The organism is Haloarcula rubripromontorii, assembly GCF_001280425.1.
GTDB classification, from domain to species: Archaea; Halobacteriota; Halobacteria; order Halobacteriales; family Haloarculaceae; genus Haloarcula; species Haloarcula rubripromontorii.
In genome coordinates, this window is the sequence record NZ_LIUF01000005.1 from 226,202 (window position 1) to 250,552 (window position 24,351).

Genomic DNA, 24,351 nt, shown 5'->3' on the forward strand with positions numbered 1-24,351 from the left:
CAAAAAGCGGCGCACGACCTGACAGCAGTTCACTCCTTCTCGTCGCCGGATGTCGTGTCGTTCTGGTTCACGTCACCCGGCCAGACGCCGTGGTCCCAGACCTCGAAACCGTTGAACGTCTCTGTCGCACCTTTGGGTTTCCACTCGCTTTGTTCGTGTGCCATTATGTATCAGCTGTCACGGTGACCGGGCTTAAGTTTTGGTGCCGTCACTCAGACGGCGTCCCCGGCGGTTTCTGCTCGTCCGTCACTTCGTCGAGGAATGCGTTGGCGTAGAGGTCGACGTGCATCTTCAGCACGGTACTCTCGTCGACCCCGCTCTCTTCGGCCTGCCGACGGAGCAACGCGGCCAGTTCCTCGGTCGGTTCGTACCGTATCTTGCGGCCGTCGACCTCGAATACCACGTCGTGGGACTGTGAAACGAGGTGCTCGATCTCTAGCAGCGCCTGCTCGACTTTGGTCTCCGTCGCCTCGTCGATGTCCTCTAGCCGCCGGTCGGCCCACTCCTGGGCGGCCTCGTACAGGCGGTCACTCACCTCGAAGACGAGCGTCAAAACGACACCCCCTCGCCCTCGAACTCGGGCGTCCACAGCGTCGTCTCCTCACACACCGGACAGTCCTGCCTGCGCGGTTGCCCTTCGAACGCCGAGAGGTCTATCATCTGGCCGCACTCTTCGCAGCTGTAGTACGTCATTCTTCTGACGGGGGCCATGACTGTGGGGCCGGATCCGACTCGGTAATCTCGGAGTACAGAACGACGAGCGCACCGAGTACGATGACCAACACGAGCACCCCGGCGATCCCGCCCAGTGCGTTCTGACCGACGAATGACGTTGTCCCGGTTGCGAGGTCGATAGTCGACGCGACATCGAACAGTGTCAGTAAGAGCCAGACGAAGGCCCCCAGTACCACAAACGTGAGTATCTTCGACTGCTGGATCGCGGTTCGAAGTGTCATTGTCGTTCGTGTATGATAATGACCAGCAAGCTTTATAAAAATACGGCGTCACCCGTCGACGAGGTCCCAGTCCGCTTTCTCGGCGGCGTCGGCGAGCGGGACGAACTCCCAGCCGGTTCGCTCGGCAACAGGCTCGTCGTCCGGGCGGCCCACAAGAACCATCCGCTCGGCGTAGAACATCGAGTGCTCGTCGATGTCGGCAAGCCGCTCGGCCGGTTCCTGTCCCGCGCCGCTGAAGAAATCGGCGTCGATGCCGTGGTCACGCTGGAACTTGTTGATGACGAAGGCGTCGACATCGCCGACGATACCGACCCAGTCGGCCCACGCCCGCGCCTCACGGAAGACCACTTGCGGGTCAGCGAACTGCCGGGCCGCGTCGTATGTCACGGCCATCGTCATGTCGTCGATGCCGCCGCCGTGGGGGCCGCTTGCCTCGCCCGACTCCTCGCCGGCGGCCGGGTCCCCGGCGACGTTCGAGGCCGGATCAGTGTCAGTCGCGGCTGCGCCGCCCGCGCCGCCGCTGTCCGTCGGAATACCGACCGGCTTGTCCTTGTTCTCCCGCGGGACGTGGGGGACCGGCTGCCCTCCGGGGGCTGCGCTGGCGGTGTCGCCGTCGTTCCTCTCGCCACCAGTGTCCGCATCAGTACTCGGACGTGCGGCCACGTCGGGACTCCCAGCCTCGGTGTCCTCGTCGGGCCGTCCCGATGGAGGTCCGCGGTCAGGTGCGTCTTCGGGGTCGCCCTCGTCGCTCCAGAACCAGTCACCCCGGTTTGGCGTCTCTTCGTCGGCCTGTACATCGAGTTCGTCGAGGTCGATTTCGTCTGTCATTCTCCGAGTGTCGTGTCCGCTGGTCGTGTCGCTCGCTCGACGGCGTCTGCGAGGCCGAGTCGCTCGATGGTTTCGGGAGCGGGGCGGCCGTTGGCGTCCCAGCCGCGCTGGCTGTAGTAGGCCGCAAGCATCGCGTCGAAGGATTCGACGTCGATTGCCGCACCCGCATTCGGGCCTGAGTCGAGCGGTTCCTGCAGCTTTGCCGGGAGTTCGTCGTCGGCCCGCGAGACGCCCTCGCGGACATTGAACAGGCGCGTGAGCGTCCAGACGCGCTCGCCGACCGTCGCGAGGTCGCCGTCTGTGTCGAGGCCGACAGCGTCGAGCCACTCCGCGCCGAGGTCGTCGAAGGCGTCGCCGACGAAGTCGTCGACGACGAGACACCACAGTGCCGAGCGCTGGTCCTGTTCGCGAATGACGGCCGCGGCCGCCCGCTCGGGACACCAGTCGCCGTCGAAGGCCTCCCGCTCGATGGGGAGCGCCCGCCGGTGGCAGGCCCCGCGGTCGCTGGTCGCGTACGCCAGCGCCATGCTCCGTGCGCCGCGGGGGTCGTACGCGGGCAGTTCCATGGCCTTGACCGTCGGCAGGAGGTCGTCCCCGCCCAGCCGGTCCGAAGCCGCATCGACACCGTCGGCCAGAGCGTCGCCGAGCGCTGTCTCCCGCGCGACGATCTCTTCGAGGAGCGCCTGCGCATCGTCGGGACTTCCGTAATCGAGCGAGCGGTCGAGCAGGCCGGCATCACCGGCTTTGATGGCCCACGCGACGGCGCTCCCGGCGCTGATGAGGTCCAGCCCCAGCCGGTTGCAGGTCTCGCCCAGCGCCGCCACGGCATCGAAGTCGTCGATGCCGAGCCCGGCCCCGAGACTCATCGCCGTCGCGCCGCGCGGGACGGTCTCCCCGTCTTCGGTCTGGACGCGGAAGCCGCCGGGACTGCCCTCGTCGTCGTACTCCCGGGCCGCAGCGAGTTCCTGCACGGCTTCGATACCGACGCTGTCGGCCCCCTCGAACTGACCGTCTTCCCAGCCGCGCGTCGAGAGTGCGCCGACTGCGTTGGCGAAATCGACTGTCTCGACGGTCCCGCTGGCGTGGAGCCACTGGCCGGTGTCGCCCTCGCGGTACCGCTGTGCGTACTGTTCCCGAAGTTCCGCGAGGTCCGTCGGCGGGTCGCCGCGGACGACGACGGCCTTCAGTCGCTTCGCGCCCATCACCGCTCCGGCACCGCCCCGGCCGGCGTGGTGTTCGCCGCCGTCGGAGGCGATGGTGGCGAACGCGACGCCCTGCTCGCCCGCCGGACCGATACACGCCACCGCGGCCTCGGGGAAGGCAGCGTCAGTTTCGGCCGTGTCCTGCCCCCATGTTTCGGCGGGTTCGACCGTCGCGTCGTCGTCCTCGACGACGAGTTTGACCGGCTCCGCCGCCCGCCCGGTGACCAGAACCCCGACGTGGTCCTGCAGCGCGCCGGCCAGCGTGTCCGGGAACGTCCCGCCCGCGTAGGAGTCGAGGAAGCCGCCGGTCAGGGGCGACTTCGTGACTGCGGCATATCTCGTCTCGCCCGGCAACAGCCCCGAAACCGGCCCGAGCATGAACATCAGAACGTTCTCGGGGCCAAGCGGGTCGGTACCGGCGTCGAGTTCGTCGTACAGGTACCGTGCGCCGAGTCCCTTGCCGCCCACGAACTGGCGACGCCAACCCTCTGGGACCGGACGGCTCTCGACCGACGCCGACGACAGGTCGACGTGAAGCATCCGGTCCCGGTTGGCTACTGTCATCACATCTCACTCTTCTGTCTGGCGACTAAAGGATTACCCACAGCACAAAGCGCCTTTCTGCCAGAGCCGAGAAGGCAGGGTATGCGCGCAGGCACTATCGTCGCTGGCGGCCGGTCGACGCGGTTCGGCGACAGCGACAAGGCCGTCGCCGACCTCGCTGGCACGCCGATGATTCGCCGCGTCGCCGACCGACTGGGTCAGGCCGTCGACGAACTCGTCGTGAACTGCCGCGAGGACCAGGTCGAGGCTATCGAGGCGGCGCTGTCGGACCACGCGCTCGACCCCGAGTTCGCCCTCGACGAGGACCCCGACCAGGGGCCGATGGCGGGCATCGCGACCGCGCTGGGGGCCGTCGAGAGCGAGTACGCCGCCGTGGTCGCCTGCGATATGCCCTTCGTCGACCCGGCCTTCGTCGGCTACCTGTTCGAGCGGGCCGAGTCCCACGAGGCCGCGGTCCCGCGTCCCGACGACTGGTTCCAGACGACACAGGCGGTGTATCACGCCGACGCGATGCACGACGCCTGCCGGCGGGCGCTGGACCGCGGCGAGCACAAGGTCGTCGAACCGCTGTTTGACCTCGATTACGTCGTCGTCGAGCGCGAAGCCGTGCTCGAACACGCCTCACTAGATACGTTCCGGAATCTCAACACGCGCGAGGAGTTCGAGGCCGCGGCCGAACAGTTTTGAACGAGCGGAGTCGATGTCGCCTCACTCTCAGGCGACCGCTACCAGCGGGTCATCGCGCCGCATCTCAGCGAGGACAACACGCGGTACGTCGGCTCGGTCGCGAATCGCCTCGGCAACAGCCCGCGCGCTCGTTTCGAGTGCCTCGTTGTCAACCATATTGAGCAGCGGAATCGCGGTTGCGTCGGCGGGCACGTCTTTCAGCCCGCCGCGGTCGCTGGCCAGTACCGCAGCGACATCTCTTGGTCGAATCTCGTCGCCGGGGGCAAGCCCGGTGATCCCGGCCACTTCGTCGACCCGGTGGACGATGTCGTCGGTCAGCGGTTCACCGACGACGTGCGCGCTGGCGATGGGAACGACCGTCGATGCCGTCGCGGGGAGCTGTGGCTCGCGGTCGCTTGGCGCTTTGAACTCCCGCATCCGCGCGCCGTCGGCTTTTACGAGGATCGGGTGGTCTACGTCGGCCAGATCGGCCACCGTCGCGGTGTCGTAACCGCGGTAGCGGTCCGGCCGCTCCTGGGCCGGGACGACGCCGAGCGGCCACGCGGACGACGCGTCGATGGCCGCCCGCGGGGTCTCGGTCACGACAACCTCTTCGACCCAGCCGTCGAAAATCGGAATCCGGACCGTCGCGGTGACGACCGCGCGGTCCAGGCGCTGTGCGAGCGTCGCCATCGTCGTCTTCTTTCCCCCAGCACCAACGAAGCAAGTGGTCCCGTGTCGCGCGTCCAGCGCGTCGACGATGTCCATACCCAGTGCAGGGCGGTGGTCTGGTTAATCGTTACCCCGTGTCTAACGACGGAACCGGAACAGTCACGCCATTTAATAGGCTGTGCTGTGAACAGTTAGCAAGGATATGCTCGAAGACGACTTCGGTCGCGAGGTCTCCGGTGTCCGCGTCTCCCTCACCGACCGGTGTAACTTCGACTGCGTCTACTGCCACAACGAGGGGCTGGGCGACACACGGGGCCCGATGGAGGCACAGGACGACGAACTCACTGCCGACACCATCGTGGCCTTCCTCGAAGTCGCCGCCGAATTCGGGGTCGACTCGGTGAAGTTCACCGGCGGGGAGCCGATGCTTCGGGAAGACCTCGAAGAGATCGTCCGCCGCGCCCCCGACGAGATGGAGGTGTCGATGACGACCAACGGCACCTTCCTTCCCGGCCGCGCCCCGGACCTCGTCGACGCCGGACTCGAACGGGTCAACGTCTCGCAGGACGCCCTCGATAGCGAGGCCTTCGCCGAACTGACACAGAGCGGGGCCTACGACCGCGTTCTCGAAGGCGTCGAAGCGGCGCTGGACGCCGGCCTCGCCCCGGTGAAGCTCAATATGGTCGTCTTCGAGCCGACCGCGGGCTACGTTCCGAAGATGGTCGACCACGTCGCCGAGAACCCCGGGCTCCAGCTCCAGCTCATCGAGTACATGCCCGAGCTGGCTGGCCACCCGGAGTGGGCCATCGACATCGACCGCGTCCACGACTGGCTCGAGGACCGCGCCGACAAAGTCGAACACCGCGAGATGCACGACCGCAAGCGCTACTGGATGCACAGCAGCGACGCGGCGGGCGAACGTAGCGGTGCGACCACATCGCTGGCCGCGTCCGATGGCGGGATACGGACGGCACCGGTCAACAACCGCAACAGCGGGATGGTCGAAATCGTCGACCCCGTCGGCAACGAGAACTTCTGTGCGAACTGCCACCGCGTGCGGCTCACCCACGACGGGTATCTCAAGGGCTGTCTGAACCGCAACGACGACCTGCGGGACATCGGCACGACCAAGGAGTCGATGCGCGCCGCGTTTCGCGAGACGGTCGACACCCGCGTCCCCTACTACGGCGAATACATGGTCGAAACCGAGGACGGCGAGTGGGAGATAAACGAGGAGTACATCGACACCGACGGAGACCGTGCGCCCTACGAGTACTCGGAGTAGCGGCCGTCGCAGACCAGCGCGCTCGCTGTGTTGCCGTCGACACCGACTGTCATGAGTTTCTGGTTCCGCGAGCAAACGACGGTCTCGCTGTCGTGGAACGAACTGACCGGAGCAGTCGGGGACTCGGCGACGGTGCTCCCGGTCGTCGTGGCTGTCGCCGTGCTGACAGAGCTCTCGCTCCCGGTCATGCTCGTCTGGTTCGGCGTGTTTCAGGTCGTCTGGGGGCTGTACTACGGCGCTCCGATATCAGTCGAGCCGATGAAGGCCTTCGCCGCGCTGGTCATCGCCGGGACCATCTCGACCGGGGAACTCGTCGTTGCGGGGCTCCTGTTGGCGGTGCTTCTACTCGCGCTTGGAACCACGCAGTCGCTGGAAACTGTCAACCGGTACGTCGACGACACTGTTGTTCGTGGGGTACAGCTCGGCGTCGCGCTGGTTCTGCTGGAGACCGGCGTCGGTCTCGGACTTGACGACCCGATGCTCGTGGCCGTTGCCGTCGGTATCGTCGCTGTCCTTGCAGTGGTCGGCTACAGCGGGCAGAGCGCCTTCGCCGTCTTCGTCTTTGGAGCCGCCATCGCCCTCGTGGAGACCGGAGTTCCGACGCCGGCCGTTCCAGCGGTTGACGCCATGTTCATGCTTCCGACGATGACACTGTCGGTACAGACGGCAGAGGCTATCCTCGCTCAGGTCGCGGTCACGGTCGGTAACGCCGCCCTCGCTACGTCGGTCCTGCTCGCCGATTATTTCGACCGGGACGTATCCGCGGACCAGCTCTCGAACAGCATGGGGCTGATGAATCTGGTCGCGGTTCCTTTCGGCGCGTTTCCGATGTGTCACGGGAGTGGCGGCGTCGCCGGGAAGTACGCCTTCGGGGCCAGAACGCCCGGTGCGAATCTGATACTCGGCGCGGGCTACGTGCTGACCGCATTCCTCGCTGTCGGTGTCATCGCGGCCTACCCGACGGCGCTTCTCGGCGTCATTCTGGTACTGATCGCGCTCCAGTTGGGCTGGACCGGGGTTTCCAGAACGGATGATCTGACAGTTGTCGCGGCAATCGGTGGTTTCGGCGTACTCGTCAACCTTGGCCTCGCACTCGTCCTCGGTGTGCTCGTCCAGCAACTGCGCGCCCGGGTGTGACGGCAGACTGGCCCCCACACGCTTGTATCAGGAGGTCGAAGGGACGACTGATAGATGCGCCCTGCAACGGAACTCGAAAACCTGCTTGGAAAAGCCGACTCACTCACTATCGTCTGTCACAACAACCCCGACCCCGACTGTCTTGCCAGCGCGCTCGCGCTCGGTCGCATCGCGGCCGCCATCGGCATCGACGAGCGACGAATCCTCTACAGCGGCGAGATTTCACACCAGCAGAACCGCTCGTTCGTCAATCTGCTGGAGATGGACCTCCGGGAGTTCGACCCGGCCGACGTGACCGACCGTGAGTCCTCGGAACTGCTTGCTTTCGTTGACCACTCGATTCCGGGGTCGAACAACCGGGTCCCCGAAGACGTCTCGGTCGACATCGTCATCGACCATCACCCAGCCGAGGATATCGCAGCCACGTTCGTCGACCACCGGGAGGAGATCGGAGCGACGGCGACGATACTGACTGAGTACCTCCGGGACCTCGACATCGACCTCGATGACCGTCTGGCGACAGCGTTGCTGTTTGCCATCCGGCGGGAGACGCTGGGGTTCCTGCGCGGCGTGACGGCGGACGAGTACGGTGCGGCCGGCTTTCTGACCGACACGGCCGACTCTGACCTGTTGCGACAGCTCTCCTCGCCGTCTGTCAGCGGCGCGACCGTCGACGCAATCGCCGACGCAATCGCGAACCGGACGGTCCGCGGGTCGGTGCTGATATCTCACGTCGGCCGGACAGGGGAGCGGGACGCGCTCCCGCAGGCGGCCGACTATCTGGCGACGCTTGAGGGCGTCGAGACAGCCATCGTCTTCGGCATTGTCGAAGACGCCATCCAGCTCAGCGCCCGGTCGACGGACTCCCGGGTCAACATCGGCGACGTTCTGAGCGAGTCCCTGGGCGATGTCGGGAGCGCAGGCGGACACCGCGAAATGGCCGGTGGCGAGGTGCCACTCGGTATCTTCGCCGACTACACAAGTGACGACACCGTCCTCGTCGACATCGTCGAGCAAGTGATCTCGGCGCGGCTGTTTGCCGGATTGAATCTCTCGGAAGAGAGCTAGCTCGCCGTTTAGGACAGCCGGAACGTTTCGAGGTTCTTCGGGTTGTGGGTCCGCATGTTGAACTTCTGGTACAGCGCCGAGGACAGTTGGTTCGTCGTTGACGCGTCACCGTGGACACAGAGGATTTTCTCCGGCCGCGGATGCATTGTCTCGACGAACGATTCGAGGCCCTGCCGGTCGGCGTGGCCGGAGAAGCCGTCGACCGTCTCCACGTTGAGTCTGAGACTCACCCGTTCGGCGCGTGGCCCGCTCGTGTCGCCGAGGGTGACCTCGTCTTGGCCCCGCTGTATCTGACGACCGAGCGTCCCCTCAGCCTGATAGCCGACGAACGCCATCGTGTTGTCCGGGTCGCTGCCCAGCAGTCGGAGCCAGGACATCACGGGACCGCCGGTGACCATCCCGGAGGTCGTCAGAATGATAGACGGTTCGTCGTCGGCGATGTCCCGTCGCATCTCGTCGCCGCCGTCGACCTGTTCGAACTGCTCGGCGAGGAACGGGTTCTCGTCCTCGTAGAGGATCCGCTGGCGGAGGTCGTCCCGGAGGTACTCCGGATACGCGGTGTGGATGGCCGTCGCCTCTCGGATCATCCCGTCGAGGTACACCGGCATCGTCGGGATGTCGCCCTTTCGCATCGCCTCTTCGAGGACGAGCATGAGTTCCTGCGACCGACCCACGGCGAAGGCCGGAATCAGCACCTTGCCGTCGTTCTCGTGGGCCTCGTTGATCACGTCCCGGAGGACCCGCTCGGAGTCGGACTGGTCGGTCTGGTAGTCGTTTTTCCCACCGTAGGTCGACTCAAGCACGAGTGTCTCGACTCGCGGGAAGTCGTTGACCGCGCCGTCGAGCAGGCGGGTATCTTTGTAGTGGATGTCCCCGGAGAAGGCGACGTTGTACCGACCCTCGCCGATGTGGAAGTGACACACCGCCGAGCCCAGAATGTGCCCGGCGTTGTGCATCGTGAGTTTGATGTCCGGCGCGATGTCGGTGACGTTGCCAAATTCCAGCGGAATCGTGTGTTTCAGCGCGTCTCGGACCTGCTGGCTCTCGTACGGCGGTGTCCGGCCTTCCTTCGAGGCCACGTCGAGGTAGTCAAGCTGGAGCAGGCCCATCAGGTCCCGTGTCGGCGCGGTCGTGTATATCGGCCCGTCGTAGCCGTACTTGAACAGGATGGGGATGAGCGCGGAGTGGTCCAGGTGAGCGTGGGTCAGGACGACGGCATCGAGGGAATTCGGCCCCGCCGCGAGGGCTTCGGGTGCCTGGAGGTACGGAACCTCCCCCTCAGCACCGGGTTTGTCACCGCAGTCGATGAGGATTCGGGACTCCGGCGTCGAGAGGATGAAGGCGGCGCGACCGACTTCACGACAGCAGCCGAGCGTCGTGAGCCGAACCCAGTCCTCGTCGCTCGTGGTGGGCCGGTTGATCTGGCGACCGACACGCTGGAGGATGTCCCGCCGTTCTTCGCGTTCTTGCTTGAGGTAGTTCCGGACGTTCGAGACCGTCGAAGACTCCATCGGCGGCGTCCGGACGACTTCCGGGGTCCAGCCGACGGAGGCGGAGATTTCGTCGAGGGTTGCCCCGTGGCGGCCGATGACGCGGCCGGGCTTTTCCGCTTCGATGAACACTTCGCCGGTCTGGCGGTCGAAATCCAGGTTCTGGACGCCAGCATCCTCGGGAATCGTCTGGGTGATTCGAGTCCGCGCTTCGTTCGGCGGGACGAGGGCTTCTTGCGTGGGGCGAACGTTGATTCGTTTCCGCAGCGTCTGTGCGAGGTTTCTGACGATACCGTCGCGGTTGGCGACCGTCTGCGCGTCCGGCGTGTAAATAACTAGTTCCGGTCCCTCGAACGCGACAGATTCGATTTCAATGTCGTCCGGTGTCTCTTCTTCGACCTGTGCTTTAATTCGATCAAGTGTCTCGTCTGCGGAACTCATAAGTTTGGAGATGGAGGCCCGATAGCCGTCGGTAAAACCACGGCTCTCGACTGCCGTTATCTAGCGGGAGTGCAAGCACGGTAAAGAACCTTTGCTTGTCTCGCTATGTCATTGGAAGGGTGTAGCTCAGCAGGAACCGGCGAATTTTAGTGTGGGACTCCGAGTTGTATCTGTATGGGCTTTGGTAGCTACGATGAATCCGAACAGAAGGACAACGACGTAGATGCAGATGACAGCGATGGCGTTGCGGTCCACGAGAACGACCACGACGGGTCGGTCTCCTTCGAGACGGAGGCGACCACGAGCGACCTCGTCGACAAGCTCGGCGACATGAAAGACGAAGACGAAGAGTAACGCCGCCGCTTCCGACCGCGGTTACTGACCGACTTTTTCGCCGAGTTCGCCGCGCTCGTGAAGCTGTTCGAGGATGTCGCTGCCGCCGATGAACTCCCCGTCGACGAACGTCTGTGGAATCGTCTCGCGTCCGCTGTGGCGCTCTAGAGCCTCCCGATAGGCATCGGTCGCCTTGAGCACGTCCACTGTCTCGATGTCGTCGCGGTGCTGTTGCAGCAGTGCGAGGGCCTTCTTCGAGTAGCCACACTGTGGCATCAGCTCGTTGCCTTTCATGAACAGCACAACCTCGTTGTCTTCGATGACGCTGTCTACCTGATCCGTGACCTCTTCCGGCGAGAGTTCTTCGGGCTCGAATGCCATACCCTCACTAACGGCGACGGCAATAAAGGCGTACCGACGGGTCGAGCGAAGCCGCGCCGCCGGGATACACGGTTACTCGGCTTCCTCGGGCGTCAGCGTCGTCAGCTCGATGGCGTGGATGTCGCGCGTGAGATGCTCCCCCAGCGCGTCGTGGACGAGCTGGTGCTGGTCGACCAGCGACTCGCCCTCGAACGCCGGCGAAACAACGCGTACGGCGTAATGTTTGTCGTCGTCGGGGTCCCGCGGCGTGGTAACCGTCGCCTGTGCTTCCGGAAGCGCGTCCTCGATCAGTTCGGCGACCGCAGCCTCGTCCATACGCGCTCTGAAGGGGGCGGCGGGCAAAACAGTTGGCGTCACACGGTCGTGGTCACCGAGTGAGCGACAGGTCCCAGGCGAAACCGACCCCGAAGGCGACCAGTCCCAGAAGCGCGAGCGCGACCCCGCCGAGCCAGAGCGCCGAGATCGAGGCCGCAAGTCGGACGGTCCAGAGCCCGGTTACCAGGGCCAGCCCACCAGCAACGACCAGCTTGCCGAACCGCTCCATACCCGTGCCTGCAGTGACCGGCGGTAACTCCCTGCCGGCTTGAACCACAGTTGTTTGTGCCTCTGGTACGTAGCTCGCATATGAGCGACGCAACGCTCGTCTACGACGACGACTGCGGTTTCTGTACGTGGTGGGCGGACTTCATCGACGAGCGGTCCGACCTCGAAATTGTCGGCTTCTCTAAGCTTGGAGACGACCTGCTGGAGCGACTCCCAGAGGACTACGAGTCCTGTTCGCATCTGGTGACCGAGGAGGACGTGTATTCCTGCGGGGAATCTATCGAGACAGCGCTCACCTACACCGACATGGGCAAGGCGGCTCGGCCGGTGCGCTCGTTTCTCCGGCAGTTCAAGGACTACGAGCGATTCCGCGAGCGGGCCTATCGGCGGGTCGCAGATAACCGTTCGAAGTGGGGGAAGGTCATGTCGAAGACGCCGCCAGCGCGCAGGAACGACGCGGACTGACGACCCCTACTGGACTAGCGTGTTGCAAATGTTCCTCGCTGACCGGGCTGACGTAGCGCAGAATCGACACCGCGTGGCTGCGACGACGAACGCCAGCAGATAAGTGACCACCAGCGCCCGGTGGAACAGCACCCGGACAGGCCAGTACGCCGCTGGCTCTCACGGCAGTATACATCGGATGTGGCCCAGCCACGGACAAAACCATACCGGGCGACAGCCGTGTCAACCGCACGCAGCCATCATCTGCCTGTTCAGGCCATCAGTTGCTGGTGTGTTGGCTTCATACAGCGGTCCTGGACGACGCGGCGGCCGGCCGCTTCGGCGCGTTCGACGGCCTCGTCGTCGTGGATGCCGAGCTGGAGCCAGATGATGGCGTCGTCGTCGCGTTCTAGGGCCGCGTCGACGATATCGCTGACCTCGTCACTGGGCCTGAAGACGTCGATGATGTCTATATCACTGGGAATCTCCGCCAGTGAGTCGTAGGCCGTCTGCCCGAATATCTCGTCAGCGAAGGGATTGACCGGTATCACTTCGTACCCCTGTTCGTTGAGGTACTTCGGAATCTCGTGTGCGTCCTTGCCGGGGCTGGTCGAGCAGCCGACGACGGCAACGCGGTCCAGTTCGAGAATCTCTCGGAGTTCGTCATCCGAAGTAACGGGCATACACGACAGTTCGTCGGGCACCAATAAAAGCGATTGCCTGCGGGACCTACTCTGCGGGCTCATCAGCCTCTGTCGGTTCCTGCAGGTAGGTCTCGCCCCACGCTGCCATTTCGGTGATTACGGACTCCAATGACTCCCCGTGTTCGGTGAGCGAGTAATTGACGCGAAACGGCTGTTCGTTGATTACTTCGCGGTCGACGAGGCCCTTCTCCTGCAGGTCTTCGAGGCTGTCAGAGAGCACTTTGGACGAAATACCGTCGACGTTCTCCTTGAGTTCGTTAAATCCTGAGGGGCCGTTATCAAGCAGTCGGTGGATGATAACGGGGTGCCACTTCTTCCCGATAAGGGACGCCGTCGTGGTTATGGGACACCAGTCCTCGCCAGCACACCAGACGGAGAGCTTCTCCGGTGAATCGCTCATATCTTGTCGTGGTTTCGGCCGCGGCCGGCTAATAACTACCCCTGTGCAGGTAGCCGGAACACCGGGATTATAACCAGTATTAACGCGTTTATGTTCAGCCGGGAGCGAGTAGTCATATTTTTCTCTGGTTATTCAGTGTATTCTTGTATGGTTGCAGTCACCGTGTGGAACGAAAACCGGCATGAGCGGGCGACAGGCCCTGCCAATGCGATGTACCCCGACGGGATCCACACGACGTTGGCTGAGATGCTTACTTCCTACGGCCACACCGTTCAGACAGCGACACTTGATGACCCTGCCGACGGACTCACCGAGACGGTACTCACCGACACTGATGTGTTACTGTGGTGGGGCGATGTCGCACATGATGCCGTCAGCGATGCGGCTGCGAGCCGCGTCGAGCAGGCTGTCCGTGACGGCATGGGGTTCATTCCGCTCCACTCCAGCCACGAATCGAAGCCGTTCGAGGCGCTTATCGGCGGAACTGGTACCCTGCGCTGGCGCGAAGAGGGCGAGCGTGAGTACGTCTGGGTCGTCAAAGCGAGCCATCCTATCACCGACGGACTTCCCGAGGAGTTCGAACTCGAACGTGCCGAGATCTACGGAAAGGGGTTCGACCTACCGATACCTGACACCCTGGTGACTGTAAGTTGGTGTGACGACGGCACGGTATTTCCCAGCGGGTGTTGTTACTACCGTGGTGCAGGGCGGATATTCTACTTCCAGCCCGGTCACGAGACGTTTCCGGTGTACCACCGGCCAGTCGTCCAGAAGCTCTTGCACAACGCCGTTGCGTGGGCCGCGCCGAATGAGAGCGACCACCCCATCGCCGGACAGTCCTGACTATTAATATAACCGTAGTGGTGTCTAGTAGCCCGACTGACTTGCCCCCAATCAGCTGTCTGGAAACGACCGTTCGGATCTGTTATTGGTGATTAAGCCTCGTCTTTCGGAGCGGTAGGGACTGTTTTCCTTCGGGATGGTGACCGAAGGCAACTGCAAACTTAGGAGACTGGACCACGAGCATGAGCCAGTATGCGCGGACAACAGCGGAGCCGTAGACCGATTCCAAAGGGTTTGTATCTAATGACTCCGGAGAGTGGCCTATGACAGAGAACGTGGTCGTGCTCGGGTCGGGGTATGCCGGCGCGGGGGCAATAAAGAGTTTCGAGGACGAGGTAGACGGAGAGACGGATGTCGATATCACGTGGATTTCTGAGACGGATTATCATCTGGTCTTGCACGAGTCCCACCGCTGCATTCGGGACCCAAGCGTCCAGGAGAACATCGCTATTCCCGTTCACGAGATCAAACAGCCCTCGACCGAATTCATTCAGGACGAGGTCGTCGGCATCGACACCGACGCCCAGGAAGTCGACCTCGCTGACTCCGATGCCGTCGAGTACGACTACCTGCTCGTGGGCTTGGGCTCTCAGACCGCGTTCTTCGGCATCGACGGACTCGAAGAGTACGCCCTGACGCTCAAGAGCCTCGACGACGCCCTCGACATCCACGACAAGATTCAGCAGGCGGCCCGCGAAGCCTCGACGAACGACCCCGCRCAGGTCGTCATCGGCGGCGCTGGCCTCTCTGGKATTCAGACCGCCGGCGAGGTCGCCGAGTTCCGCGACGAACACAACGCGCCAATCGACATCCACCTGGTCGAAGGCCTCGAKCAGGTCYTGCCCAACAGCGACCCGGAACTTCAGGGTGCCCTGCGCAAGCGCCTMGAGGCCGCCGACGTGAACATCAAGTGCGGGGAGTTCATCGGCGAGGTCGACGAGGCGACGGTGTACATCGGCGACGAGGACGAACTGGACTACGACGTGCTGGTCTGGACGGGCGGTATCACCGGCCGGGATTGCATGCAGGACGTGGATCTGGACAAGGACGAGCGCAACCACCGCGTCCACGCAGAAGGGAATTTCCAGACCGAGGACGAGCGGGTCTTTGCCATCGGCGATTCGGCACTCATCGACCAACCGGGCGACCAGCCCGCGCCACCGACCGCGCAGGCCGCCTGGCAAGCCGCCGAAGTCGCAGGCGAGAACCTGGCTCGCGCCGTCCGAGGGCAGCCGCTGAAGACGTGGACCCACAAGGACAAGGGGACGGTTGTCTCCGTCGGCGAGAAGGCCGTCGCCCACGACGTGGTGAACGTCCCTGTGGAAACCTTCGGCGGGCTACCCGCAAAACTGCTGAAAAAGGCGATTGCCGCCCGCTGGATCAACGACGTGACCGGCGTCGGTCGGGCCGCCAAGGCCTGGCCTGACATGTGAGACCACCTTTTTCTGCGTCGGGTTCGCGCTAACCGCGCGAACCGCTCCTCGAAAAACGTGGGCGAAAAAGGCCGGACGCTCACTCCGTTCGCGTCCGGGGAAACCGCGTTCGCTCCGCTCGCGCGGTATGCCTCTCCGCCACCGCTGAACCGCAACCGCGGGCGCTCACACTTAGCGCCAGTAGCGAACCCTAGCGCTCGATAGACAGACCGGCGTGCCAGCCGTCGGCGTCGGCCTCCTCCACGGCCGTGTCCATCTCGGCGAGATACGACACGGCGAGACTGGCACATTTTGCAGCTTTGCGCTCCCCTTCGGTGCGGAACTCGCCGGTGACGCGGTTGGCGTACACCGTACAGACAGCGCCGGCCCGCAGGCCGTACAGGTTCGCAAGCGTGAGAATCGTCGCGGCCTCCATCTCGAAGTTGAGGACGCCGGCCTCCTGAAGCGCCGCGATGCGTTCGTCGCTGCCGCTGGCCTCGAAGTCCTCGAAGCCGGGGCGTGACTGCCCGGCGTAGAAACTGTCTGTCGAGCAGGTGACGCCGAGGTGGTAGTCGTAGCCGAGTTCCTCGGCGGCGGCGACGAGTGCCGAAACGATCCGGTGGTCGGCGCTGGCGGGATAGTCCTCGCGGACGTACTCCTTGCTCGTCCCCTCCTGTCGCACCGCGCCGGTCGTGATGACGAGGTCGCCGATACTGGCTTCTTCCTGGATGGCCCCGCAGGAGCCGACCCGGATAAACGAATCAGCGCCGACGCGGGCCAGTTCTTCGAGCGCGATTGCGGCCGACGGGCCGCCGATACCCGTCGAGGTCACGGAAATGGGCGTCCCGTCGTGAGTGCCCGTCGCCGTGCGGTACTCGCGGTGTTCGGCGACGATGTCGTGGTCGTCCCAGTAGTCGACGACCTTTTCGACGCGCTCCGGGTTCCCCGGAAGCAGGACGCTGTCGGCCACATCGTCCTCGCCTACTTCCAGATGGTACTGTACGTCGTCGTTCGGGTCTTCACTATCGCTTGTCATTTGTCGAGATGGTCGCTGGTGATTGTCGTCGGCAGGAGCTCCCCGAGTTCGTACACCGTCGGCTCGTCGCCGTCGGTGATGATCTCGAACGACTCGTCACAGAACTCGCTGAACGTCTGGCGGCACATCCCACAGGGAGTGACGCCGTCTCGCTTGCCAGAGGTGACCGCGACGCGCTCGAACGACTGGTGCCCGTCGCTGACAGCCGCACCGATGGCCACCTCTTCGGCATGTAAGCTGTTACTGTAGTTCGCGTTCTCGATGTTACAGCCGGTGTAGACGCTACCGTCACTCGTTTCCAGCGCTGCGCCGACGGTGTACTCCGAGTACGGCGCGTACGCTTCGTCGATAGCATCTCTCGCTGCGTCGAGGAGCTCCTCCATGCACTGGGCGTCGAAGGGCCGTGTAGAAATTCTGTCGGTCTCGATAGCGGTCGGAGGTGTCAGGCGTCGGCGGCGCTGACAGCCTCAACGGCGTCGCGGACCGCCTGTGTGGTGTCGGCGACCAGCGCGTCGATGTCGTCGCTCTCTGCGTACACCCGGACGTACGGCTCGGTGCCGCTCGGGCGGACGAGCGTCCACGACCCGTCGTCGAAGGAGAGCCGGACGCCGTATTCGGTCGAGACAGCCGCTTCAGGGAACACATCTGGCAGGCTGGATTCCAGTCGCTCCATCGTCTCGGTTTTGGCGTCGTCGGGACACTCAACGCTCACCTTCTCGTACGGCCGTTCGGAGATGAGGGCCCGCCTGTCAGCGACGCTCTGTTCGGCGAACAGACGCGTCAGCACAGCCGCGCTCGCAACACCGTCGATCCAGCCACCGAAGGCGGTGTGGATGTGTTTCCATGGTTCTGCGGCGAAGACGACCTCGGTTTCATCGGTTGCGTCCGCGCGAACGTCGGCGATTCCCACGTGGAGGGAGCCGAGGTGGATGCGCTCGACGCGGCCGCCGGCAGCCTCGACCCGCTCGTCGATTCGGCCGGAGGCGTTGGGTGTCGTCACGACGACTGGGTCCGATACGTCCGCGGCACGCGTGTAGTGTTCGGCCAGCATCGCGAGTATCGTGTCCTCGTGGATGACCTCGCCGGCGGCATCGACGACGACGATACGGTCGGCGTCGCCGTCGTGGCCGAACCCGAAGTCGGCGTCTGACTCGGCGACGAATTCGCGGAAATCGGCCAGCGTCTCCGGCGTGGGCTTGCTCTCGCGGCCGGGGAAGGTTCCGTCAACGTTTGCCTCCGTCGCCAGTACGTCGGCCCCCAGTTCTCGGAGGACCTGCGGCGTCGCCACGCTGGCCATCCCGTTCCCGCAGTCGACTGCTACCGTCAGCCCTGACGGGTCGCCACCGAGCGACTCGGCGTAGTCAGCGACAGCGCCTCGATACTCGTCGAGGTAATCGACCGACTCTGTCTCGCCCCAGTCCCGCCAGGTCGTCGGCGTCGAGCCGTCCTCGATTCGTCCCTCGATGCGTGTCTCGTCGTCGTCGCCGTACTCTGTGCCGTTGGCGAACACCTTGATGCCGTTGTCCGTCGGCGGATTGTGGCTCGCGGTGATCATCACGCCGTGGCGGCCCTGTGAGGCGTACGCCAGCGTCGGCGTCGGCACGCGGCCGATCCTGATGACGCGCGCGCCGGCGCTTTGCAGGCCTGCGGCCATCGCATCAGCGAGCGCCGGTGAGGTCACGCGCCCGTCGTACCCCAGCACGAACGTCTCGCCGTCCTGCCCAGTAGCCTGCCCAACTCGCAGTGCGAGGTCCGGCGTTACCTTCGATACGACATCACCGCGGATCCCCGCGGTCCCAAACAGTTCCATACCGGCGATGCGGAAGCCGACCGTATAATTCTCTCGTTCGCACGCGAGAGTACCAATTGAAACGGTTTACACACTGATCGCCTGACAGCAGTGCGATCAGGTATGCATTGATTTTCAATGGCTACGATACTTCAGGGTCGCTGTGTCGACGAGTAGACGAGAACGATGGCTACCGTCGGTCCAAACGGCGCAAAAGAACGTGAACTGCCCGGGTTACAGCAGTTCGTCGAAGTCGTAGCCGTTGATGTCGACGCCCTCGCTCGTGACGTCGGCGAGGTAGATGCCGTTGCCGGAGCCGGTGTCACGCTCAGCGGCGGCCTTGATGGAGGCGGCGGCGACCTCCTTGGCCTCCTCGTTGGTCATATCTTCCTCGTAGCGGTCTTCGAGTGTCCCGTACGCGACGGTAAGCCCGGAGCCGGTGACGGTGTAGTCGTCTTTCATGACGCCGCCGGCCGGGTCGATGGAGTAGACGTGGTGGCCGTCGTCGTCGACGCCGCCGAGGATCGGATTGATAGCGAAGAAGGGGCCGCCGCGGGCGAAGTTACCGGCCAGCGTCGAGAGAGCCTTCATACTGATATCCTCACCGCGGCGTGCTTCGTAGAGATTGACCTCCGCGCGAAGCGTCCGGATGAACGACTGTGCGCCCCCGACGCTCCCAACGAGGGTCAGCGCCGCCGTGGGGTGAATCTGCTCGACTTTCTGAACGTTCTTGTTCGAGACGAAGCGACCACCAAGCGAGGCGCGCATATCTGTCGCGATGACGACGCCGTCGGACGTGCTGATACCGATAGTGGTGGTCCCGGTCTTGTTCACCGTCTCCGAATCCTGTGTGGACTGTGCGGGGAGCTCGCCGACTTCGGGTGCGTACGGGTCGCTCTGGAACTCGTCAGCAGCCTGGGGTCCAGAAAGATCCGGCCCCGGAGTCATATCTCGCATTACTGTGGGATACTAGTCGGGCGCTGATAAAACCTCTTTTCCTGATGAGCCTGACCGCCACCGCCGGCAGGCTCAGCCGGCTGTCCCGTCTTACGCGCTCGCCTGATCGTAGGCCTCGTTGAGTCCTGACACGGCCCGGTCTATCGGCAGTCGGAGTCCGAACCGCTCCGTGAGCATCGCTACCGGTAGCAGCACGATGCCCAGCAGCAGGGTGAGTTGATACAGTGCGAACAGCGTTACGGTGTACAGTCGAGCTACCATCTTCCTCGGTCGTTTCAGAGAGAGACTTGTATATAAGTCTTGCTGCCACATTTCAGTTAAAAATTATTGATTATGAAGTATAGATGGGCTGCCGTCTTGCGGTTTGCTGAGACGGCCGAGAAGACGGACAACCAACCGGACAACTCTCTGGACAAATATAATAGGAGGATGAGTCAGACGGCTGGTTCGCATAAGTTATAGAGATAGTAACGGTGACGTGCGCAACAGAAGCGAATCAAAACTATCGAATAGTCGGGCCACGAGAGCTAGTGTATGAACTACCTCGTGGCGATGGAAGCAGCCTGGCTGGTTCGTGATGTAGACGACATTGACGACGCTATCGGTGTCGCAGTGAGCGAAGCGGGGAAGCGGCTCAACGAAGCCGAGATGGACTACGTCGAGGTCGAGGTCGGCGCGACCGGCTGCCCGGCCTGTGGCGAACCGTTCGACTCGGCGTTCATCGCGGCCGACACGGCGCTCGTCGGACTGGTACTCGAGATGGATGTGTTCAACGCTGAGTCCCCGGAACACGCACAGCGGATCGCCAAGAGCGAAATCGGCGGCGCACTCCGAGATGTCCCGCTGAAAGTCGTTGAGGTATTCGAGACCGAGGCCGACGAGGACGAAGCCGAAGCCGAAGCATAACTGAAGCCCGCCTTGATCCGCTTTCCGCGGTAGCCGTGGGCTTTTTATATTACCTCTGGTAATTAGCGGATATGGACTTACCGACGCCACAGGACCTGCGGGAACGCCGCAACGAACTCGGGCTGACCCAGAGTGAACTGGCGGAACGCGCTGACGTCTCCCAACCCCTTATCGCTCGTATCGAAGGTGGTGATGTGGACCCGCGGCTGTCGACACTCCGTCGCATCGTGACTGCTCTCGAAGAGGCCGAGGGTGGCATCATCAAAGCCCGCGACCTGATGAACTCGCCTGTCGTCGGCGTTGCGCCCGACGATTCCGTCCACCAGACGAAAGACGTGATGGACGAGAAGGGGTACTCACAGGTTCCCGTCATCCGGGATGGGGCACCGCAGGGACTCATCGGTAACTCAGATATCCGCCAGCGGCCCGAGGAGAACGTCGGCGACCTTCCAGTGGCTGAAGTGATGAACGAGTCTATCGCGACCGTTGAGCCCGATGCCCCTATCGACGAAGTCGACGCTTACTTGAACCATAATGCCGCTGTGATGGTCGTTGAAGATGGAGAAACTATCGGTGTCATAACCGAAGCGGACATCGCGCGTACGGTCAGCTAACTCTGATTCTCACAAACGCAAATAGGGATAGTGGGCTCGTACTCCCCGTAGGAGGGGCTTAATACCGAAAACAGTGTCAGGGGTATATGTCTATTCTCACCAACGATAGATGTACTCACATGGCTAATCCCAGCGACCCACTGTATGCCGAACTCGAAAAGGCACTCGAAACCGCTGAAACTGAAGCGGCCAGATATCACATCCGACAGGCACTCCAGATTCGGATTGCGGAAGAGACTGCCGGCAAAGACATCTTATCAGTCTGAACGCGTCCGACGAGCACCCGTCGCGCCGCTCACCCAGTGAGTTCGAGGCCGCGAATCGAGACCGCCTCGTCGCCGTCAACCACTTCGCCGATGACGCGAGCGTCCTCGCTGTCCTCGACGATTTCCGCAGCGTCGGCCTCGGGGACCGCAGCGACGAACCCTGTCCCCATGTTGAACGTTCGGTGCATCTCATCGTCAGAGACCTCGCCTTCGCTCTGGACGAACTCGAAGACGGGCTGTGCCTCGAAGGGGTCCGTTATTTCGTAACGGTGGTCACCCATCCGCGTGAGATTAGTCCAGCCGCCGCCGGTGACGTGTGCGGCCGCATGGGTCTCGCTGGCCCGGAGCGGGGCCAGCACCTCGCTGTATATCCGGGTCGGCTCCAGCAGTTCCTCGGCGATGGTCCGGTCCGGGTTCGGCGGGAACGGGTCGGTGTACTCGTGGTCCTGTGTGACTGCCTCGCGGGCGAGCGTGAGTCCGTTCGAGTGGATGCCCGAGGAGGGCCAGCCGACGATGGCGTCGCCGGGCTCAGCCTCGCCGGGGAAGACGGCGTCTTTCGGGGCCAGGCCGGCGCAGGTCCCGGCGATGTCCAGCCCCTTGATCACGTCCGGCATCACGGCGGTTTCGCCGCCGACCAGCGCCACGCCGGCCCGTTCGGCCCCTGTCCGGAGCCCCGCGCCGATGTCCTCGCTCGTCCCCTCGTCGGGCGTCTCGACCGCGAGGTAGTCGACGAAGGCGACCGGCTCGACGCCGGTCGCGATGAGGTCGTTGGCGTTCATCGCGATGCAGTCGATGCCGATAGTCGAGTAGTCGTCGACGGCCTCGGCGACGAGAAGTTTCGTTCCGACGCCGTCCGTCGCGAGCGCGAGGTACTGGTCGCCGATGTCCACCAGCCCCGCGTAGTCACCTTCAAACTCGCCGGCCGCGCCGATAAGCGCCTTTGTCGCTGCCTCGCTCGCATCGATATCTACACCAGTTTCCGCGTACGTCAGTCCCTCCTCGCCCTCGGTGTCGTCTGCGGACTCGGACTCGCTGTCGGTCATACCCGAGAGCGCGCGTGGCGCGGGCAAAAGAGCGTCGTTCCCGTCCGTCTCAGAGGACGAACAGCGCGCCGACCGCGAGGAGAATCGACGGCACCGCCACGAGGAGGAACACCGGCGTGCTCCACTCCCGGACCGTCCGGCCGTCCAGCGGGCCGAAGGGCAGCATGTTGAAGCCGGCGAGCAGGAGATTGATCTGCAGCCCCATGCGGGCAACCTCCCAGAGGAAGCCGCTCGTACTCGACAGGAGCGCCGCGACGAACGGGACGAGGAAGACGGCGGCGAGCGCGAGGTTCGTCACCGGGCCGGCGACGGCGATGAGGCCGTGTTGCTTGGCCGTCAGGCGACCGCGGTGGACGACCGCGCCGGGCGCGGCAAACAGGAAGCCGACGAGGCCGCCCAGAACCGCGAACCCCAGCATCTTGTAGTCGGCCTTGAACGCGGCTATCTGACCGAACCGGACGGCGACGACCTTGTGCGCGAGTTCATGGAGCAGAAACCCGATACCGACGGTCAGCAGGCTGACCGCGAAGGTGCTGGCGATTTCGGCCCCCGAGAGGCCGCCGAACTGGCCGAAGACGATGCGGCGGAACTGCCGTTCGAGGAAGAACGTAAACGCCAGTCCGAGCGCGAGCCAGGCGACGAGGAGGTCCCGGAGTTCGCGCCCGCTGAAACTGAGGCCGCCGATGGTCCGGTCCGCGGTCGTTCGCTGTCGTCGACCCGCCATCAGAGTACCCCCACGAGTATCTGCGTCCCTTCGCGGACACCCTGCCAGAGCAGGCGGGAAACGCCCTGCATCCCGCCGATGTCTGACGAGATGTACGGGATTAACACCGGGAAGACGACGTACGAGGCGATGGCGCTGCCGACGTTCGTCAGCGCGACAACGAGAATCAGACGGAACAGCGGCACCGCACGCATCCGGCTGACGAGGTCCATCACCGGAGATTCCTGATCGTTGAGTATCTCGTTGAGCGTCGCGATGTCGCTGATGTTGACCGAGATGTACCGCAGTTCGACGTAGCCCGCGAACCAGCCGGCCGCGAGCAGCGGGAACAGGCTCGTCAGCCAGCCGAACGCGCCGGCAGCGGCCGCACTCGACCAGTGTGCCCCGGCCACCTTCGCCAGCCCACCGGCCAGGATGGCGTTGACGGCGACCAGCGCAATGAACAGCTCTAGCAGTACCGCCTGGCTCGCGCCGCCGAGGATGAGCAGGCCGAAGAAGACGAGAAAGACGACGCCGAACCCGTAGCCGACGAGCTTGTACAGCGACACGCGACGGCCCCCCTCGGTACCGGTGAGCGACTCCATCGGCGGGAGCGTCTCCGGGTTGTCGAGATAGTTCTCGATGCCCTCACGGTGGCCAGCACCCACAACGGCGAGGACGTGATAGCCGGCCTCACGGAGGGCGATAAGTCTGTGTGCAATGAACGCGTCGCGTTCGTCGATGAGCGCCTCCGCGCCGCCGGGGGAGAACTGACGGAACTCCTCCATCATCGCGCTGACCACGTCGGTGTCAGTCAGTTTCTCCATATCGAACTCCTCAACGTCGGCCTCACCGCGGAACTGGACCAGCAGTGCGGCGATAGGGATTCCGATACCGGCCGCGGCAACACAGATGAGCAACAGCGTATCGAGCAAGCCCTCGACGGTCCCGCCGAGACCGCCCGGCAGAACCCCCGAGAGCACCCCGCGCGGGACAATAAACGGACCGCCGAAGGCCCCGGCGACGACCGCGAACAGCCCGCCGAAGACAGCGCCGACGGTCAGCCCGACGGTCAACGGCGGCCCCATCTCGGCCGCGAGACTGCCGACGAGTTTGAGCTTCTCGACGGCTGTCAACCGCGCCCAGAACCGCTGGACGGTCGTCTGGATGTCCCGGTCGACGAGTGCGACGCCGAGACCGAGTCGTTCGGCGGTGTCGATTCCCGCTTTCATATCTGCACCCGGCTCGATGTCGAACCGGTCGCCCAGTCTGGTCTGGATGTACGACAGCATCCAGTACGCGAGGAACTGAAAGACGGTGTTCCCGCGCAGGAGGTCGCTCGCATCGAGGTCGTCAGGTGTTTCGCCTTTGATCTGGCGATACCGACCCTCGTCGAGTTCGACGGCGACGATTTCGGGCTTGGATTCCTCAATCGCTGATTCCACTTCCCTGACGCTGTGTTCGGAAACGTGGGCGGTTCCGACGACATCGACGCGTCCCGCCCCCGACGGTTCCGGGAACTCGTCTGCCGCCGACTCCGCGTGTTCGGTCATCACCCGCGTTACACATTCGCTTCCCTTACCCTTGTCGGGTCCAGGTGACTACCCTGAAACGCCGACCGAAATCATGTTTGTGGCATTGTATGTTCTCGCCAGGGGGCGAAGCTAT

32 protein-coding genes are annotated in these 24,351 nt (G+C 63.9%); 11 read left to right on the top strand and 21 right to left on the bottom strand.

What is annotated here, in order from left to right:
• Window positions 1–29: 29 nt before the first annotated feature.
• The 6 genes from AMS69_RS21145 to AMS69_RS16220 are packed head-to-tail and all read right to left on the bottom strand — an operon-like array spanning window position 30 to window position 3,553.
• Window positions 30–164: a hypothetical protein gene (locus tag AMS69_RS21145; RefSeq protein ID WP_274378015.1), complete on the bottom strand. Its 135-nt coding sequence runs from the start codon at window positions 162–164 to the stop codon at window positions 30–32.
• Window positions 165–208: 44 nt separating this feature from the next.
• A complete protein-coding gene (locus AMS69_RS16205) occupies window positions 209–553 on the bottom strand; it encodes a hypothetical protein (RefSeq protein WP_202904568.1) in 345 nt (114 codons plus the stop codon).
• Window positions 550–693, bottom strand: coding sequence for a hypothetical protein (locus tag AMS69_RS20730; RefSeq protein WP_004516231.1), 144 nt, complete (start codon window positions 691–693; stop codon window positions 550–552). The genes AMS69_RS16205 and AMS69_RS20730 overlap by 4 nt, the downstream gene beginning before the upstream one ends.
• On the bottom strand, window positions 690–956 hold the full coding sequence (locus AMS69_RS16210) for a hypothetical protein (RefSeq protein WP_053969106.1): 267 nt from the start codon (window positions 954–956) through the stop codon (window positions 690–692). Before AMS69_RS16210 ends, AMS69_RS20730 begins: the two co-directional genes overlap by 4 nt.
• 48 nt (window positions 957–1,004) lie before the next feature.
• A complete protein-coding gene (locus tag AMS69_RS16215; protein WP_053969107.1) occupies window positions 1,005–1,784 on the bottom strand; it encodes a DUF7124 domain-containing protein in 780 nt (259 codons plus the stop codon).
• Window positions 1,781–3,553 (bottom strand): aldehyde ferredoxin oxidoreductase family protein, encoded by a 1,773-nt coding sequence (locus AMS69_RS16220; protein ID WP_053969108.1) that lies wholly within the window; start codon window positions 3,551–3,553, stop codon window positions 1,781–1,783. Before AMS69_RS16220 ends, AMS69_RS16215 begins: the two co-directional genes overlap by 4 nt.
• Window positions 3,554–3,631: 78 nt before the next feature.
• Between AMS69_RS16220 and AMS69_RS16225 the strand changes: the two genes are divergently transcribed.
• Entirely contained in the window at window positions 3,632–4,237 is a 606-nt protein-coding gene (locus AMS69_RS16225) for a molybdenum cofactor guanylyltransferase (protein WP_053969109.1), read from the top strand.
• 27 nt (window positions 4,238–4,264) lie between these two features.
• Here the strand turns inward: AMS69_RS16225 and yqeC are convergent, their stop codons facing one another.
• A complete protein-coding gene (gene yqeC, locus AMS69_RS16230) occupies window positions 4,265–4,984 on the bottom strand; it encodes a selenium cofactor biosynthesis protein YqeC (protein ID WP_053969110.1) in 720 nt (239 codons plus the stop codon).
• A gap of 106 nt (window positions 4,985–5,090) precedes the next feature.
• On the opposite strand from yqeC, the gene moaA reads away from it, so the two are divergent.
• The 3 genes from moaA to AMS69_RS16245 are packed head-to-tail and all read left to right on the top strand — an operon-like array spanning window position 5,091 to window position 8,378.
• Window positions 5,091–6,173 carry a GTP 3',8-cyclase MoaA gene (gene moaA, locus AMS69_RS16235; protein ID WP_053969111.1) on the top strand — a complete coding sequence of 361 codons (1,083 nt, stop codon included), beginning with the start codon at window positions 5,091–5,093 and terminating at the stop codon, window positions 6,171–6,173.
• 51 nt (window positions 6,174–6,224) lie between these two features.
• A complete protein-coding gene (locus AMS69_RS16240) occupies window positions 6,225–7,310 on the top strand; it encodes a putative sulfate/molybdate transporter (RefSeq protein WP_053969112.1) in 1,086 nt (361 codons plus the stop codon).
• A gap of 54 nt (window positions 7,311–7,364) precedes the next feature.
• Window positions 7,365–8,378: a DHH family phosphoesterase gene (locus AMS69_RS16245; RefSeq protein WP_053969113.1), complete on the top strand. Its 1,014-nt coding sequence runs from the start codon at window positions 7,365–7,367 to the stop codon at window positions 8,376–8,378.
• A gap of 8 nt (window positions 8,379–8,386) precedes the next feature.
• Here AMS69_RS16245 and AMS69_RS16250 read toward each other — a convergent pair whose 3' ends face one another.
• Window positions 8,387–10,309 (bottom strand): beta-CASP ribonuclease aCPSF1, encoded by a 1,923-nt coding sequence (locus tag AMS69_RS16250; RefSeq protein ID WP_053969114.1) that lies wholly within the window; start codon window positions 10,307–10,309, stop codon window positions 8,387–8,389.
• Window positions 10,310–10,483: 174 nt separating this feature from the next.
• On the opposite strand from AMS69_RS16250, the gene AMS69_RS16255 reads away from it, so the two are divergent.
• Window positions 10,484–10,663 (top strand): DUF5786 family protein, encoded by a 180-nt coding sequence (locus AMS69_RS16255; protein WP_053969115.1) that lies wholly within the window; start codon window positions 10,484–10,486, stop codon window positions 10,661–10,663.
• A 21-nt stretch (window positions 10,664–10,684) separates the two neighbouring features.
• On the opposite strand, the gene AMS69_RS16260 is transcribed toward AMS69_RS16255, so the two are convergent.
• The 3 genes from AMS69_RS16260 to AMS69_RS20735 all read right to left on the bottom strand — a co-directional run bounded on the left by AMS69_RS16260 (window position 10,685) and on the right by AMS69_RS20735 (window position 11,567).
• Window positions 10,685–11,023, bottom strand: a complete 339-nt coding sequence (locus AMS69_RS16260; RefSeq protein WP_053969116.1) for a glutaredoxin family protein — start codon at window positions 11,021–11,023, stop codon at window positions 10,685–10,687.
• 72 nt (window positions 11,024–11,095) lie between these two features.
• Window positions 11,096–11,338: a BolA/IbaG family iron-sulfur metabolism protein gene (locus AMS69_RS16265; RefSeq protein WP_053969117.1), complete on the bottom strand. Its 243-nt coding sequence runs from the start codon at window positions 11,336–11,338 to the stop codon at window positions 11,096–11,098.
• A gap of 52 nt (window positions 11,339–11,390) precedes the next feature.
• Window positions 11,391–11,567 (bottom strand): hypothetical protein, encoded by a 177-nt coding sequence (locus AMS69_RS20735; RefSeq protein WP_170083311.1) that lies wholly within the window; start codon window positions 11,565–11,567, stop codon window positions 11,391–11,393.
• Between the two features lie 80 nt (window positions 11,568–11,647).
• Between AMS69_RS20735 and AMS69_RS16270 the strand changes: the two genes are divergently transcribed.
• The gene (locus AMS69_RS16270) at window positions 11,648–12,031 is read left to right on the top strand and encodes a thiol-disulfide oxidoreductase DCC family protein (RefSeq protein WP_053969118.1); all 384 of its coding nucleotides are present in this window, start codon (window positions 11,648–11,650) and stop codon (window positions 12,029–12,031) included.
• Between the two features lie 251 nt (window positions 12,032–12,282).
• On the opposite strand, the gene AMS69_RS16275 is transcribed toward AMS69_RS16270, so the two are convergent.
• The gene (locus tag AMS69_RS16275) at window positions 12,283–12,693 is read right to left on the bottom strand and encodes a CoA-binding protein (protein ID WP_053969119.1); all 411 of its coding nucleotides are present in this window, start codon (window positions 12,691–12,693) and stop codon (window positions 12,283–12,285) included.
• Window positions 12,694–12,739: 46 nt separating this feature from the next.
• Entirely contained in the window at window positions 12,740–13,114 is a 375-nt protein-coding gene (locus AMS69_RS16280; protein WP_004956789.1) for a winged helix-turn-helix transcriptional regulator, read from the bottom strand.
• 147 nt (window positions 13,115–13,261) lie between these two features.
• Between AMS69_RS16280 and AMS69_RS16285 the strand changes: the two genes are divergently transcribed.
• The gene (locus tag AMS69_RS16285) at window positions 13,262–13,957 is read left to right on the top strand and encodes a ThuA domain-containing protein (protein ID WP_053969120.1); all 696 of its coding nucleotides are present in this window, start codon (window positions 13,262–13,264) and stop codon (window positions 13,955–13,957) included.
• Window positions 13,958–14,220: 263 nt separating this feature from the next.
• Window positions 14,221–15,390, top strand: a complete 1,170-nt coding sequence (locus AMS69_RS16290; protein WP_053969121.1) for an NAD(P)/FAD-dependent oxidoreductase — start codon at window positions 14,221–14,223, stop codon at window positions 15,388–15,390.
• A gap of 190 nt (window positions 15,391–15,580) precedes the next feature.
• Here the strand turns inward: AMS69_RS16290 and AMS69_RS16295 are convergent, their stop codons facing one another.
• The 5 genes from AMS69_RS16295 to AMS69_RS20740 form a co-directional block, all read right to left on the bottom strand.
• Window positions 15,581–16,405 (bottom strand): nucleoside phosphorylase, encoded by an 825-nt coding sequence (locus AMS69_RS16295; RefSeq protein ID WP_053969122.1) that lies wholly within the window; start codon window positions 16,403–16,405, stop codon window positions 15,581–15,583.
• Complete coding sequence (gene cdd / locus AMS69_RS16300; RefSeq protein ID WP_053969123.1) at window positions 16,402–16,788, bottom strand: cytidine deaminase; 387 nt, start codon at window positions 16,786–16,788, stop codon at window positions 16,402–16,404. Before cdd ends, AMS69_RS16295 begins: the two co-directional genes overlap by 4 nt.
• A 59-nt stretch (window positions 16,789–16,847) precedes the next feature.
• Window positions 16,848–18,215 carry a phosphopentomutase/phosphoglucosamine mutase gene (locus tag AMS69_RS16305; protein ID WP_053969124.1) on the bottom strand — a complete coding sequence of 456 codons (1,368 nt, stop codon included), beginning with the start codon at window positions 18,213–18,215 and terminating at the stop codon, window positions 16,848–16,850.
• 213 nt (window positions 18,216–18,428) lie between these two features.
• On the bottom strand, window positions 18,429–19,151 hold the full coding sequence (gene psmB / locus AMS69_RS16310; RefSeq protein ID WP_053969125.1) for an archaeal proteasome endopeptidase complex subunit beta: 723 nt from the start codon (window positions 19,149–19,151) through the stop codon (window positions 18,429–18,431).
• Window positions 19,152–19,241: 90 nt separating this feature from the next.
• Entirely contained in the window at window positions 19,242–19,412 is a 171-nt protein-coding gene (locus AMS69_RS20740) for a hypothetical protein (RefSeq protein ID WP_202904569.1), read from the bottom strand.
• Window positions 19,413–19,685: 273 nt separating this feature from the next.
• Here AMS69_RS20740 and AMS69_RS16315 point away from each other — a divergent pair, with 273 nt between their 5' ends.
• The 3 genes from AMS69_RS16315 (at window position 19,686) to AMS69_RS16325 (ending at window position 20,937) form a co-directional block, all read left to right on the top strand.
• On the top strand, window positions 19,686–20,057 hold the full coding sequence (locus tag AMS69_RS16315) for a DUF555 domain-containing protein (protein ID WP_004515717.1): 372 nt from the start codon (window positions 19,686–19,688) through the stop codon (window positions 20,055–20,057).
• A 71-nt stretch (window positions 20,058–20,128) separates the two neighbouring features.
• On the top strand, window positions 20,129–20,671 hold the full coding sequence (locus AMS69_RS16320; RefSeq protein ID WP_053969126.1) for a CBS domain-containing protein: 543 nt from the start codon (window positions 20,129–20,131) through the stop codon (window positions 20,669–20,671).
• 86 nt (window positions 20,672–20,757) lie between these two features.
• Complete coding sequence (locus AMS69_RS16325) at window positions 20,758–20,937, top strand: hypothetical protein (protein WP_053969127.1); 180 nt, start codon at window positions 20,758–20,760, stop codon at window positions 20,935–20,937.
• 29 nt (window positions 20,938–20,966) lie between these two features.
• On the opposite strand, the gene purM is transcribed toward AMS69_RS16325, so the two are convergent.
• The 3 genes from purM to AMS69_RS16340 are packed head-to-tail and all read right to left on the bottom strand — an operon-like array spanning window position 20,967 to window position 24,236.
• Complete coding sequence (gene purM / locus AMS69_RS16330) at window positions 20,967–21,980, bottom strand: phosphoribosylformylglycinamidine cyclo-ligase (protein WP_053969128.1); 1,014 nt, start codon at window positions 21,978–21,980, stop codon at window positions 20,967–20,969.
• Between the two features lie 49 nt (window positions 21,981–22,029).
• Window positions 22,030–22,704, bottom strand: a complete 675-nt coding sequence (locus AMS69_RS16335) for a site-2 protease family protein (protein WP_053969129.1) — start codon at window positions 22,702–22,704, stop codon at window positions 22,030–22,032.
• Window positions 22,704–24,236 (bottom strand): TraB/GumN family protein, encoded by a 1,533-nt coding sequence (locus AMS69_RS16340; RefSeq protein WP_053969130.1) that lies wholly within the window; start codon window positions 24,234–24,236, stop codon window positions 22,704–22,706. Before AMS69_RS16340 ends, AMS69_RS16335 begins: the two co-directional genes overlap by 1 nt.
• Between the last annotated feature and the right edge of the window lie 115 nt (window positions 24,237–24,351).